General features: G+C 57.0%; 11 protein-coding genes. 4 read left to right on the top strand and 7 right to left on the bottom strand.

The window, feature by feature from the left end; translation table 11 throughout:
* Position 1 precedes the first annotated feature (1 nt).
* Positions 2 to 496, bottom strand: a complete 495-nt coding sequence (locus GYM47_RS12740) for a nodulation efficiency, NfeD-like protein (RefSeq protein ID WP_153842669.1) — start codon at positions 494 to 496, stop codon at positions 2 to 4.
* Positions 497 to 876: 380 nt separating this feature from the next.
* Between GYM47_RS12740 and copM the strand changes: the two genes are divergently transcribed.
* Entirely contained in the window at positions 877 to 1,092 is a 216-nt protein-coding gene (gene copM, locus GYM47_RS18595) for a CopM family metallochaperone (protein WP_399464973.1), read from the top strand.
* Between the two features lie 9 nt (positions 1,093 to 1,101).
* Here the strand turns inward: copM and GYM47_RS12730 are convergent, their stop codons facing one another.
* The 5 genes from GYM47_RS12730 to GYM47_RS12710 all read right to left on the bottom strand — a co-directional run bounded on the left by GYM47_RS12730 (position 1,102) and on the right by GYM47_RS12710 (position 6,815).
* Positions 1,102 to 2,895, bottom strand: a complete 1,794-nt coding sequence (locus tag GYM47_RS12730) for a DUF2235 domain-containing protein (RefSeq protein WP_153842671.1) — start codon at positions 2,893 to 2,895, stop codon at positions 1,102 to 1,104.
* On the bottom strand, positions 2,888 to 3,349 hold the full coding sequence (locus tag GYM47_RS12725; RefSeq protein ID WP_153842672.1) for a DUF3304 domain-containing protein: 462 nt from the start codon (positions 3,347 to 3,349) through the stop codon (positions 2,888 to 2,890). Before GYM47_RS12725 ends, GYM47_RS12730 begins: the two co-directional genes overlap by 8 nt.
* A gap of 63 nt (positions 3,350 to 3,412) precedes the next feature.
* The gene (locus GYM47_RS12720) at positions 3,413 to 3,790 is read right to left on the bottom strand and encodes a DUF3304 domain-containing protein (protein ID WP_231125569.1); all 378 of its coding nucleotides are present in this window, start codon (positions 3,788 to 3,790) and stop codon (positions 3,413 to 3,415) included.
* 92 nt (positions 3,791 to 3,882) lie between these two features.
* A complete protein-coding gene (locus tag GYM47_RS12715) occupies positions 3,883 to 4,746 on the bottom strand; it encodes a DUF4123 domain-containing protein (protein ID WP_153842674.1) in 864 nt (287 codons plus the stop codon).
* Positions 4,743 to 6,815, bottom strand: a complete 2,073-nt coding sequence (locus tag GYM47_RS12710) for a type VI secretion system Vgr family protein (RefSeq protein WP_153842675.1) — start codon at positions 6,813 to 6,815, stop codon at positions 4,743 to 4,745. Before GYM47_RS12710 ends, GYM47_RS12715 begins: the two co-directional genes overlap by 4 nt.
* A 234-nt stretch (positions 6,816 to 7,049) precedes the next feature.
* On the opposite strand from GYM47_RS12710, the gene GYM47_RS12705 reads away from it, so the two are divergent.
* Entirely contained in the window at positions 7,050 to 7,763 is a 714-nt protein-coding gene (locus tag GYM47_RS12705) for a trimeric intracellular cation channel family protein (protein ID WP_153842727.1), read from the top strand.
* Here the strand turns inward: GYM47_RS12705 and GYM47_RS12700 are convergent.
* Entirely contained in the window at positions 7,760 to 10,711 is a 2,952-nt protein-coding gene (locus GYM47_RS12700) for a translocation/assembly module TamB domain-containing protein (protein ID WP_153842676.1), read from the bottom strand. The genes GYM47_RS12705 and GYM47_RS12700 overlap by 4 nt on opposite strands.
* 107 nt (positions 10,712 to 10,818) lie before the next feature.
* Between GYM47_RS12700 and GYM47_RS12695 the strand changes: the two genes are divergently transcribed.
* Positions 10,819 to 11,526, top strand: a complete 708-nt coding sequence (locus GYM47_RS12695) for a DUF3581 family protein (protein WP_044629245.1) — start codon at positions 10,819 to 10,821, stop codon at positions 11,524 to 11,526.
* 148 nt (positions 11,527 to 11,674) lie between these two features.
* The gene (locus tag GYM47_RS12690; RefSeq protein WP_044629244.1) at positions 11,675 to 12,661 is read left to right on the top strand and encodes a TRAP transporter substrate-binding protein; all 987 of its coding nucleotides are present in this window, start codon (positions 11,675 to 11,677) and stop codon (positions 12,659 to 12,661) included.
* Positions 12,662 to 12,679: the final 18 nt, after the last annotated feature.

The raw sequence follows: 12,679 nt of genomic DNA, 5'->3' as shown, positions 1-12,679 counted from the left end.
GTCAAGACTCCTGGGTGTTGGGGGTGGCGCGTGAACGATCATCCGTGTCGGATGGCGTTAAGGTGACCAGCGCGGTCGTGCCTTCAAAGCGTTTGAACACGACCTGCGTGCCTTCGGGCAGCTCGGTTTGGCCACTTTCGAGCACACGTAAACGGAAAAAATCGCCGTTTACTTTAATGCCGGTGGCCTGATCATACTCGCGTAAAAGCGTGGTATAGCGGTTGCCTTTTTCGACGCCGGTACCGGTGGTGCCGTAGGCAACCCCTTTGGGGGAGAAGCGTGGCCGAATCACCATCACGCCCACCGGCACCATCACGCCGGCAAAGATGCCCATGCTGAGCAACTGCCAGGGCAGCGATAGCCCCAATGCCGTGACGGCGGCGGTCAGCGCCGCCGCGATGCCGAGCGCCAGCAGCACCATGGCGCCCGAGGTCAGTTCGGCAAGACTCAACAGCAAGGCGAGCACCAGCCAGCTGTAAGCAGGGTTCCAATCCATATTGACTCCATGAATGACGAAAAAGATTGTTTAACAGAGTAACGCACTTAGCCCATATTGACCTGTGGGCTGCCTATAGGTTTTACACTTCGTTCGGCTTTATTGGTAAGTGTTAATGGTTGTGACACGCGATCACGCGTTCCTTCATCAGGAGAAGTCTATGTCTCGTTATGTTGCACTTCGGGCGGTGTCTGCAAAGCCACGTGTGATGCCGGTACTGAGCCTTTGTTTGCTGTCAGGCTTTTTTAATCTCCTCGAATAGCTATGCGCACCATCACACAGAAGAGGGGCATGGCGGCCATCAGCAGCATGGGGGAGAGCACAGCGCTACCCATAGCGACAACCCTGCTGTTATCGCTTATCGAGCCGCAAATGATCGCATGCACAACGATATGAATATGGCGTTTACCGGCCAACCCGACGTGGACTTTGCGCAGGGCATGATTCCACACCATGAGGGCGCTATCGCCATGGCAGAAATTGTGCTGGCGCACGGCGAAGATGACGAAATTCGTCAACTGGCCGAGGACATTATTGCCGCCCAAGAGAGTGAAATTGCTTTCTTGAAAGCGTGGTTGGCTAGGAAAGGGTATTAATTGTCGACTTTATTCTTCAGGTTGATCAATCCCTCGCCACGTTATAAACCTGTAACCACCAACAAGCTGTGAGGGTTGTCGATTTCGATAAGTCATCTCTTCGGGCTGCTTGTCATGCAATCCATAAGCAAACAGCAGCCCTACTGGCTCGGGTAGCTCAGGTGGCGATTCTTCCCTTGTCCACTGATACCACCTGTTAGCTAATTGCGAGTGGTGACGAAGCGTCGCTCGCGCATGCAAATAGGTATTCCTGTCTGATGAACGTTCGCGCCGACGTATATCCCTCGCCTCGCTGTCAACATCTTCGAGCCAGCTCCAAGACTGCTTTAATGAGTCTATAGCTGCATCAATCTCGGCTTGCTCCGCCCTCTGAAGTGACCACTCTTCTTGCTCTCCTGAGATAGACGCCACCAGTGAGCCAATGGTGCGATGGTAATAACGGTTAGGCAGCGCATCTTCGCGTGCTTCTAGAGCAGCCAGTGTGTCCTGATAGTCGCGGTAACGTTGCGCTAGCCAGGCCAGATAAACCAGGGTATGGAAGCGAAAGTTTTCACCTGTAGGACTGCGTCGAGAATTGGTATATCGTTGATAGTGGCGGGCCAAAGCGGGTAATGAATAGCCTTCGATTTCATCATTTAGCTCAAACAGTTGAGCAGTAAATTCGTTCTGTTCTCTCAGCGTGTCCAGCGGCGGAAAAGGCACGCCAGCAATAGTGGCACGGCGATACATGCGGTGCAGGGCGGCACGCGATAATTCTGCGCTAGCTTTCTGTTCGTCGGCTACTAGGCCACCGCCAATATCTTCGCTAATGCCGGGGCACAGTTCTTCATGCCACTGCGAATTTTCCACTCCGAGCGGACGGCAGCGGCGATAAAAACGGCGCTCGTGAGCGGCGATCAAATGCAGTGCCCGCTGGCAGCCTGGGTGAAGCTCACCACCATCATCAAGCACCGGGGTCAACGGGTGAAACCAATCCAACGGCCCCATCTCGGCATGTGTACGGTCCACACAGTCCAACAAGCCTACAAATACGACCTCCACATCGCTGTCCTGATAAACAAAACGTTCGCCATCCTGATCGCACACTTCATCCAGAAGCCGCCGTACAAATGCTTTAGCCATGGCGGCACCAAAATCGAAGCCAAAGACAGAGACGCGTATTCGGGCCAACGGTAGCTCACTGTGTTGCTTAACATCAGCAACGCTGTTGTGGAAATCGCGAACAGCGGAGGAGAGGCGGGTGTGACTCCCGCTCATCAACAGGTTAGCGGCAATGGAAGTGTCCCTGATAGGTGCAGCGGCTTCAATACCCGTGCGAATAGCGGCATCCCGAGCCGATTTTATCCAGTTCCAGGGTTGAGTGATGGATACTTTAAATGAACGCCCAAAAACCTCGTACCAGCGCCCCGAACCACCACCAGAGAGAACTTCTTTTGCGGCATCTGCGCCACTGGAACGTAGCTGTCCTGCGCCCGTTCCGACGGCTTCGCCAGGAAAGCGGTGCGCAGCACCCACCACATCATCTGATAGGCTGGAGTCGAAAGACGTTCCAAGACCGGAGTAATAATGCTTACGGAAAGCATTGCCTACGTGATCATCCTGCTCACGCAAATGGGCTTCAAACATCGCTGATATATTACTAACTTTACCAGTTAAAACATCATCAGAAATGTTTCGGTTTATTCCATCAAAGAAAAACCCCATATCTAAGAATTTACGGCAATCAGCTCCAAATTCGATGTAATTATTACCTTTGTTACGAGAATTGAACGCCTGAAGGTTTTCTAATGTTTCTTCATTCATCGCGTCTTTCCTCCTCACTACGGTACTGGTCTAGCTTTGGAGACCTGATGTTAGAGCTCCAAATCAAGTCAACTTTATTATTCGACAGGAAATGAACATGCAAATACTGGTCTGTTTTATTATGTTCGGGCATAGGCATAGTGACTCTATGGATTTCTTGCTCTAAGCCCTGCCTTTTCTGTTCACCCGTCACGCTCAAAATCCATTCCACCTCGACAGTATCCCCCTTAAAAGACCAGCAGCAGGTTGTTCCTCCATTACCGCCATAGTTACCATCTACAAAGTATCTACCTAGGGGACGATCAGTATGGTTGTATCCAACCAAACTTCCTTTCTTAGACGTATTAGAAAGCATGCTCCAGGCTAGCCATATCATGACTATTCCAGCTAATACCACCTGAAGCCATAGAGGGATTAAACGCATATAACGGCTTATTGCCCAGCGAACTAACATGGTAATTGATTCCTTTTTTTCATAATAAATTCCGAACAGTGCTGACTGTCGATTCTAGATAAATTACTTGTCTCGGAGTCGCTCAGAAAGCGGAGATTGTAAGTTTGGACTCCAAGCAAGTTCGACTTGATTGTCAGAGAGAAAGTGGACATGCAAATACTGATCTTCTCGGCTATACGCTGGCAGGGGGAGGATTACGCTATGTCTCTCTTCCTCAATTCCCTGACGCTTCTGCTCTCCCGTCATACTTAGAATCCATGCAGCCTCAACAAAATCTCCTTTAAAAGACCAGCAGCAGGTAGTACCACCCCCTGTATACAAACCGCCAGAGTAAGCGGATAGATTTCCGCCCCAATTGCCATCTAGCCAGAAGCTGCCAATGGGCCTGTCCGTATGATTATGTCCTATTAAAGAGCCACTTATTGATGGACTCAACAGCATACTCCATGCAAGCCATACAATAACCAAAGTGGCCAACACTACCTGAAGCCAAACAGGTATCAGACGCATATAGCGGCTTATTGCCCAACGAACTAACATTCTTCAGCCTGCTGATGAGCAGCCACCAACAAATCAGCCAAGGGGGCTTCGCTTTTAGCTGCTCGCTGTAAAAGAGCTTTCATCTCTTCGGCAGCCCAGGCACCTTCTCCCTCGCTTAGCTGTATGTACACATATGTTCGCCGGTCGGCAGTGGCAGTCAATCCATGGCTGTCCGCTTGAACTAGTGCCTTGGCAACATGCCGTGGACGTTCGCAACCACATATCCCAGTGAACAAGGCAGGCGAAAAATCGACCAACTCGCTGGTCAGCTGCATTACCTCTGGGTCACCGTGTAATGAACGCCAACGTGCGTCATCGACTAACAAGCGCCAAGGTGTATGCTTAGCGAGCGGGGCGCGACCTTCCAGAGCCGTCCAACCTGACGTTTCGTTGCGATACCACCAGCGATTTACACCTGCGAACAGGAGGTTCTCTGGATTACCTTGAGCATCTCGATGCAGTTGAGTGATGACATCAGGCAGGTAAAAACGCAGCAGAGAACGCTGCTTGTTCAAGTTTTCCATCACCATTGCCGGAGCCATGTGAATAGCCAATTCCGCCCCAGACAGAGGGCTTTCGATCCAACTCTGTAACGCACAATCGATACCATCCAGCGTGGACAGTGCCTCGAGTTTGTTTTGCTTTAACTGCAGTAACCATGGGCCTTCGCGTTGCAAGTGAGGTTGGCTTTCATCCTTGATGAGCGACCAGTACCGGCTATCTTGAGCCATGTCGTTGAAGAGTGTCGAACGGCAGATTACCGGTAGAGGCGCTAATTCAACCAGAACATAGCTTGATACCTCCGCTGCCTGTTCTGATTCACCATGTTGCCAGGGGAAAAGAGCATTCGCTTTCATGATGGCTCCCCAGGGATAGCACTCTGGCCTTCAGAGAGCGCTTTCAGCCAACACTCTTCACATACTTCCGGCACCTTGAGCTGTGTCGTCAGCAGTGCCTCTTGGGATAGCGCATTAACCCGTTCATGTGTTTCCGTCACTGCCCGCCCCGGCAGCAGCGGGCCTTCAACCGCCTGCCCTGAACCATTACCAGGGCTGCCGCCTGCGTTGACCCGCACCTTCGGGCCGACCATCGTCACGCCGCCGCCGTCCAGCTTGAGAAAACTGCCCCCGGCGTTCAGGGTGAGTTCGTTACCGGCTTCCAGCACCACCTTGTGGCCTGCCTTGATGTGCAGCTCTCGGCCACTTTCGCTAAGCCACGCTTGACCTGCCTTGACGTGCAGCGTGCCCTGTACCGTGAGGTGCTGCTGGCCCTCGGTGTGCTCAAAGCGATTGCCGTGCACCGTGTGATGGTCGTCGTTGTCGATCTCGCTGATGCGGTCGTTCTGAACTTTCAAGAAGCTGTCGTGGCGGATTTCTTCGGTGCGGTCGTTAAGGGTGAGCAGCTCCAGGTCTTTCTGGGCGTGGAGCCAGATTTGCTCTTCGCCCGCTTCGTCTTCGAAGCGCAGTTCGTTGAAGCCGTCGGCCTTGTGGCTCTGGGTGCGCAGTACCGTGCGGGTCTTGTGCTCCGGCAGCGGGTACGGGGCGGTGTTCACGGCGTGGTAGATGCGTCCGGTGACCAGCGGTTGGTCCGGGTCGCCCTCTAAAAACGATACGACCACCTCGTGGCCAATGCGGGGAATGGCGATACTGCCGTAACCGCCGCCTGCCCAGCCCTGGGCCACGCGTACCCAACAGCTCGCGGTGTCGTTGGGTTCGGCGTAGCGATCCCAGGGGAACTGGACCTTGACACGGCCGTGTTCGTCGCAGTGGATCTCTTCACCTTCTGGGCCCACCACGAAGGCGACTTGCGGGCCATCGACACGAGGTTTGGGGTTGGGTGTGGCGCGCCAGGGGGTATCGCCAGGGATTAGCGTGACGTGGTTGTAATAGCGGGTCATGCCGTTGGCATCGCCCTGGGTCACTCCATCCTCTTCCAGCGCTTGGGGTTGCTCACCGACGTGATGGACGTCAATGGCCTGCCAGTCGCGGTTGAGGCTGTCGGTATCGTGATCTGTCAGTGTGAAACGCAGGCCGGGAGCGAGTTCGGGGAGGTCGCTTTCGGCACTGGCGACGATCGCCTCGCGGCGCAGCTGTTCCAAGCGAATGCGGCTGAAGGGCTTACCGGAGGCATCCTGCTTGTAGCGGCCGGGGTAGTCGTAGTGTTCGTAATCGACTTGCTGCCCATGGTTTTCTACATCGCGACCCAGGTGTTCATGTCGTTGTGCGTAAGCAGGCTTTTTAAAACTGTAGTCTTTTAGCGTGGCGATGGCCGCGGCAACTCTTGCCGTGTGGCTGAGTTTGCGAACATGGCGATTGGGGGCCGTTCCCCCAGCGCGGTTGTGGTAACTGCGTGCGCCCAGGTTAGCGAGCACCTGCGGATCATCGGCAAACACCAGACGGTGAGCGCTCTCCTCGAATTCGTGGAAGTAGAAGAGCCCCTCTTCGGCGGCTAGGCGCTCGATGAATGCCAGGTCGGTCTCGCGATACTGCACGCAGTACTCGCGCTCCGGCAGTTCGCGGTTCACGGCAAAAGCTACGTCGGTAATGCCCCGCTCGTCGCACAGGGTATTGATGATGGTCAGCGGGTCGACCTTTTGGAAGATGCGCGAGTTGTGGCGCAGCGAGAGTCGCCATAGAGCGGGGCGTAGTACCAGCGAGTAAAACGTGCGGCGGTGGCCGCGGTCGCCCCGGCCAAACTCGCTGACGATGCCGTGTACCCGGCGCAGTGGCTCGCCATCCTGCCAAATCGTGAGGCTGGCCTCGCGGTCGAGTAACTCGGCGGCATCGAGGCTGCCGTCGCGGCTGGCCAGGTTCAGCGTTAGCTCGAAGGGTTGGGAGAGGGCTTCACGGTGGGTGAAGTCGATCACGGCCACGTCGTCAACGCCGGGTAGCGTCACGGTAAAGTGCAGTCCGGTGCTGAGTGCCATGCCCCCTCCTGGGAAGTTTCAATGCTCATGAGTACAAATGAGAAACGCTCAGGTTAATCATCAGAATCGATACTGCAACCCGCCAAGGCGACAAAGCGGCAATGTCTTACAAGCCGTGTCGGCAATCTCTTACAAAATGCGCGTTGATTGATTAAAAAATGAGCAGATATGGCAGGGTGGGGCTGGCAAGAAGTGGTAATCTTCGCCTCTGATGGCGATGAAAAGGAGAGCCGCGTGTCGGGTGTGATTTATGGGTTGGATATGGCGGGGGTGATCGTGTTTGCCCTGTCGGGCGTGATTTTGGCCTGTCGCTCGCGGATGGACCCGTTCGGTATGCTGGTGTTGGCGGCGGTGACGGGCATTGGGGGCGGTACGCTGCGAGATTTGGTGCTGGGTGTGCGGCCGGTGTTCTGGGTGACCGACCCTACCTACTTGTGGGTGATCTTGGCCACGGTGGGCGTGTCGCTGGTGGGGTTTCACTATATTCACCGGCTCTCTCGGGGCTTTTTACCGGTGGCGGATGCCTTTGGGCTGGCCTTGTTTACCGTCATCGGCACGCACAAAGCGCTGCTGCTGGGCACCTCTGGCGTCGTCGCGGTACTGATGGGCATGATGACCGGCGTGGCGGGCGGCATGATTCGTGATGTGCTGGCCCAGCGGGTGCCGATGGTGCTGCGCGAAGAGATTTACGCCACCGCCGCCATGGCGGGTGGAATTGTCTATGTCGCGCTGCAGGCGCTCGATGCGCCACTGACTATCGCCATTGCCGCCTCGCTCAGTGTGACACTGGGGCTGCGCTTAGCGGCAATTCATTGGCACTTGGCTTTGCCGGTGTTTGCCTGGGTCACGCTGCCGCCTAAACACCAAGACGCCAACGCGCCGCTGTCGACACCGCAAAAGGCCAAAGAGCGTGTACGTATGATTCGTCGGGAGCGCACGCGCCGCTAAGGCCTGGGAAAACGCTGGGCGTCGCGCCAGCGGTCAAACCAGCGCTTGGGCTGGAGTACACGCAGGGCCGGTTCGCTGTCGTTCAGCTCCACGCCAAGGCCCACGGCACCAAGCCGGGCATAGAGGGCGCCATTGGCTTGGCCGTTGGCTAGGGTCACATCGGAGAGCAGTCGCAGCGGCCCGCCTGTGAGCCTGAGATCATGCAGGCGTATTTGCTCTCCGCTCATCGCCAGTGCCGCACTGCCATGGATGTCATGCACGTTCAGTAGCCTACCCAGCCAGTCGCTCTCCCGGGCGCGGGCGAGAAAGAGCCGTGCCAAGAGCCCCGTATCGCGCATCCCTAAACGTAGCTGGCTAGTGAGTTGAATCGGATCACTCCACTCCAGTTGCGCCTCCTCCATGGTGAGCTGTACCCACCAGCCCGCATCCTGAGTGCCATCGTCGCTGCGACGAAAGACGTTTTCCAAGCGCAGGTAAGAGTCGTTGGCGGTGAACCGACGTGTCTCGATATCGCCTTCGGTAAGCTGTAAATGCAGCGTCACGTCGCCCCTCAGGCGCTGCTCCAGTAGCGCCATCTCGGTGTCGAAAGCGCGCAGCGTGATATCACCTTGGGCACGCAGCCCCTCCAGCAGCCATCCGCTTGTCAGGCTGGCGTTGCCGGAGAGAAGCTCGACTCCCGCATCTTCTGGCAGGTAGCGGTTGTAGCGGGTAATGTCCGGCACCTCGGTGATGGGTAGCGCAACGCGGGTGGTGAAGTGTTCGGGAGCGGGTGAGTCCAGCACGTCGCTAAAGCGGTCGGTTTGGGTGGTGAGCGCAAAATGGCGGCCTTCCAAATGCGCGCGGTCGTCCTCTTGCTGCCGTAGGACAAACTGCGGAATCCCCAGCGAAAGCTGCGCCTGCTCGGGGCTGTCGAGCTGGGCGGTCAGCTCGCCGCGCCCGGTGGCTAAATAGTCGAGGAACGTCACTTCTAACTGGTTAGCATTGATCCGCAGCCGCGTCGGAGCTTGCAGCGCGTCATCGATGAACGCGCCCTGCAAAAAGAGCTGGCCGTTGCCGGATAGCGTTACGCCGTGGGCATCCGGTAAAAACGTGTTGAGAAATCCCAGCCGCTGCACGCTGCCCTCCAGCGTGAACTGCCCGCTAGGCGTAGCGTTTCGGCGCTGGAAACGGCCGTTGCGCAGCACCAGCGTGCTCTCCAGCGCTTCGCTGGGATGTTGCGGGTCGGCGACTTGCCAGCTCAGCCGCGAGCCGCTGATGTCCATCTCCGTGCCATCCAGCGCCGCTTGGCGAATCGCCAGTGTGAGCTGCGTATTGCTCACCAAGGTGCCGCGCTGCCCGCTACGTTGCCAGCCGGTGGTCAGCGCGTTGCCGGCTAGATGAAGCTCTCCGCTTAGTTGCTCGGTCGTGAGGATTAGCTGCCCATGGCTGGTGGCCGTGCCACTGTTTAACGTAAGCGGAGAAGGGCTGGGCAACACCGACGCAAGGTAGGGTTGTAGCGTTTGGATATTGGGCAGCGTGGCGTCTTCCCAGCTCAGTTGCGCCGTGGCACTTTGTTGGGCCTGCTCGGGGTCGAGGGGGCTTTGTGCCGCTAGTGTTAGCGCTGCGTTTGCCAGCAAGGTGCGCTCCTGATGGCGCAGCGTGGCGTCCGTGAAGGCCAGTTTTGCCGTTATCTGTTCCTTAGTAGAGAGCGCCGCGTCGAGGGTACCGCTGCCTTGCGCGGTGAGTTCGAGCAGCTCTGCGCCTAGCGTGGGGGCTTGAACGGTTAGCGATGCTTCGTAAAGGCGTGCATCCTGGAGCGTCGCGCTGGCGGTGATGCTCCCCTGGCCGGAAAGCCGAACCCCTTGGCCATCGAAAGCCGTTGCGAGATAGCGGTCGAGCATGTCGAGTCGTGTCACTTCGCCCGATAGCTCAAATGACGCACGGGTGGGCAAGTCGAGCTGATCCAGGCGCTGATTGGGAATGTGGGTAGCGAGGGCGAGCTGGGTATTCGTCGCGTAGGGATGCGTATCGGCTAGCGTGACGTTTTCCAACTGGGTCGTGAAGCGCAGTTGACCCTCTTCCACGGCGAGTCTGACGCGCCCCTGGCCCGTGGCGGTATGCGGCGGCGGCGGTGTGTCATCCGCTACCAGCCAGCGGCGCGTGTTATCGGTACTTCTCAAGCGCTGCTCATCCATCGAGAGGGCCAGCTCGGGGGCTGCTAACGTCAGTTCGCTGTCCGGCTGCAGTTGGCCCTCGGCGAGCGCAAGCTCGCCTTCCAACACGCCGCTGCCTGCCAAGCTTAGCCAGGGCAGTGCCTCTAAGTAAGGCATGAACACATCCCAAGCGTCGGCTTGAGCCGTGATGGCAAGCTGGGCGGTGAGGGCGTCGAGCAGCGCCTCCGTCAGCGCATCGTTACTTTGCTGGGTGGACAGTGAGTCCAGTGACGCCGTACTGCGTAGCTGAATGTCCTGCACCAGCGTGGTTTGATCGCTCAAGCGGACGAGGCGGCCCTGGGTAATATCCAAGCCTACATAAGGCACGCTGAGGGTCTCTTGGCTGAACTGGGTATCCTCGACCTTCAGCTGGCCCTCTGCTTCCAGGGCAATGTCCCCGATGGTAAAGCGGCGAATGCCGTTCGCTTCCAGTGCTTGAATATGTAGCTCTCCGCGCAGCAGGGCAAGCAGCGATAGCGACAGGGTGGCTTGGCTGGCCTCGACGGTAATCGGTAGCGCCTCGTCTTCTCGGGCTAGGTAGAGGTTGTCGACTTCCCAACGGCCAGGGTGAAGGCTCTGGGCGTTCGTCCAGCGTACCTCGACCCCTTCGATGGTGGAGAGTCGTTGCGGTAGCCATTGGCTGTTAAGCAGCCAGTGGCTGCCTACTAGCCAGATCAGCACGAGGGCTAGCGCGCCAAACAGCAGGACGATCAGTGGGCGAAAACGACGTGGTGCAGCGGGCGTGTCACGGGACATACGGGCTTCCTAGCAGATGACTCCTGTTGGCGCGTGTTTTATGGCATTATGCGCGACGTGGGGCAGTTATGGGTTTTCGATTTCAACGCTAGGCAGGCAGCAAAGCCATGTTCAAGGATTTTTACGCGCAGCGCGGAGAGTATGTGGTGATCTCCGCGGAGCAGGCCAGCCGCTTCGCTAAAAGCGTGGCTGGCGACTACAACCCGATTCACAACCCGGATGCGCGGCGTTTCTGCGTGCCCGGCGACCTGCTGTTTACGCTGGTGCTGGTGAAGTTTGGGCTGTCGCGACAAATGGAATTTCGCTTCACCAATATGGTGGGTGCCGACACACCGATCAAGTTTAGTGAAACCGTTGACGGGGATATTCACGTTTGTGACGACAGCGGTAAATGCTATTTACAGGTCGTCCGCAGCGGCGATATGACGCGTGATGAGGCGGTGGTCGAAGGCTTTGCCCGCTGCTACGTCGCCTTCTCGGGTAAGAATTTTCCCCACTATCTCAAGCCGCTCATGGAGCAGCATGGGGTGATGTTCAATCCCAAGCGTCCGTTAGTGATCTACGACAGCATGGGGTTCTGCCTGGATCGCTTGGATGGCTTTTCGCCTCATTTGGCGCTTACACAATCCTCGTTGGACGTACAGGGAAAGCGTGCCGACGCGCTGCTGGAGTTTTCCATCGAATCGGCTGGTGAAGCGGTCGGTGTGGGCTCAAAGAAGCTCGTGGTGAGCGGTCTGTGCGACTACGATGCTACCGAAATGGCGGCCATCGTCGACGAGTTTTACCGCTTGAAAGCGGCCTACGAAGCCGCCTAGGGCAGTGGATGCCTACCCGTCATTGCGACGCTGCGTTAGCGCAATGGCGGGTGCCATTAACGCTACCGCTCAGGTATTCTCAAAGCCGACTAATTAAAAAAATACCCAAAGCGCCGACCGGCACTTTGGCTGGACAATGAGGCTTTGCATGAACCGAATGAAAACGCTGACGCTTGCCTGTGCCGCAGTGACCCTGGCCGTTACCTCTATCAGCGCCCAGGCACGTGATTTTCGTCTAGGGCTGATTACGCCCGCCCAGCACTTGTGGTCTACCGAAGCCGAAGCGTTTGCCCAAACGCTGAGCGAGCGCTCAGGCGGTGAGCATAGCGTTAGCGTGTTTCCAGCTCAGCAGCTAGGCAACGAAGCGCAGATGGTGCAGCAACTGCAAACCGGCGCGCTGGACATGGCGTTTCTGACCATTGCTGAAATCTCCAACCGCATTCCTGATTTTGGCGCGCTCTACGCCCCTTATTTGGTGGATGACGTGAACCATGCCGCGCGTCTGCTGCGTTCCGATGCCGCCGGAGAGTTGCTGGATCTGATGCCGGAAGGTGTTGGCTTGGTCGGTGTGGGTTACGGCATGGTGGGCATGCGCCAAGTATTGAGCCGCAGTCCTATCGAAAGCGCTGACGATCTGCAAGGCCAGCGGCTACGTATCACGCCCTTCGAGCCCATTCGCGATTTCTATACGGCTACCGGTGCAGCACCGGCCCCCATGCCGCTACTGGAAGTTTACGATGCGCTGGCCAATGGCCAAGTCGACGCCATCGATATGGACTTCGACTCGATTTTGATTCTGAAATTCTACGAGCAGGCGAACAACCTGCTGATCTCCAATCATATGATGTTCCCCATGGTGGGGGTGGTGTCTGGGCGCGTTTGGCGCGAGCTCTCTGAAGAGGATCGCGAGCTGATCGATACCGCCATGGCCGAACATCTGGAGAACGTGCTGACGGGGTTCGAAGAGATGGACGCCGCTCAGGAAGAGGAGATTCGCGGGTTGGACATCAATATCGTCGAAGCCGACGCTGAGTTTTTCTCTGAGGCGATTGCCGAGTGGGAGCGTATCTGGGCACCCAAAGCGCCCATGCTGGAAACCCTGCGTGCGGAAGCGGATCGCTTGCGCGACGAGTAGTGTCAATAAAGGCTAATA

This window comes from Vreelandella piezotolerans (genome assembly GCF_012427705.1).
GTDB classification, from domain to species: domain Bacteria; phylum Pseudomonadota; class Gammaproteobacteria; order Pseudomonadales; family Halomonadaceae; genus Vreelandella; species Vreelandella piezotolerans.
This window is presented reverse-complemented; position numbering and strand designations above follow the sequence as displayed.